Below are 960 nucleotides of genomic sequence, written 5' to 3' on the forward strand. Positions count from 1 at the left end.
CATTTCAAGATAATAATTCAAAAGACATTGAAGCTAAACAACTATTCATTCAAAAATATATCAAAAGAAATCCAAACTCATTTGTAGCTTTTTGGGAAATTGTAAACGATTTTTCAAAATTTGGATTTGACAAATCCTATGTGAAAAATTTATCCTTTTTTTCCAAAAATATCAAATCAACATTCAGCTATATTGAGTTTAAAAGATTAATTGATACTGAAAACTCAACAAATGTTGGCGGAAATTTTCCTGATATAATTTTTGATAATAATAATAAAATTGTAAAATCAGATTTCGCAAAATATGATTTGACATTAATTGATTATTGGTCTACAAGTTGTAAACCTTGCATTCAAGACCTTCCAAAGCTTGTTAAACTTTATGAAAGTTACAGAAATAAAAATGTTAATTTCATTAGTGTTACAGATGAAAATGAAAAAGAAAGAATTGACTTAGCAAATAATATTTTAAAAAAGAATAATGTTACTTGGGAAAATTATTTCGACATTAAGGAAGAATTTCCTAAAAAATTAAATGCTGCTGGTTATCCTTTACAAATTTTAGTGGACAGGAGCGGAAAAATTATAGCAAGAAAAATGGGAGAATTAGACCAAATTAATGAAGAAATAAAAAAGTATATTCAATAATACTGCTGCCAACAGTGTATTAGCAAAAGCGGGCTTGAATACTCAAATTGAAAATTTGAATATTCTTCGCCACCACTGCTTTTCCGTTTCGTTATTTTTTTGTAATTTCACTTCACCGAAAAAGCATTGGCTCAGTTTGGTTGAAAACTGAACTTTCAGTTCACTTTTCGCCCGCCTTCGCTAATACTTTTTCGTTGGCAGCAATTTTATTAATAAACACCGCAATGACTGAAAAGTTAATAAAAGAAAAATCTACTTTAAGGAAAAAAGCAGATGAAATTAAAGATTTGAATTAGGCATTTAAGCAATAATT

At 27.7% G+C, this 960-nt stretch carries 1 protein-coding gene; it reads left to right on the plus strand.

The features are described from left to right. Positions 1-140: 140 nt before the first annotated feature. The gene (locus tag AC4AGG_RS16575; protein WP_489773131.1) at positions 141-647 is read left to right on the plus strand and encodes a TlpA family protein disulfide reductase; all 507 of its coding nucleotides are present in this window, start codon (positions 141-143) and stop codon (positions 645-647) included. Positions 648-960 lie beyond the last annotated feature (313 nt).

This window comes from Chryseobacterium sp. CG10_8 (genome assembly GCF_058117085.1).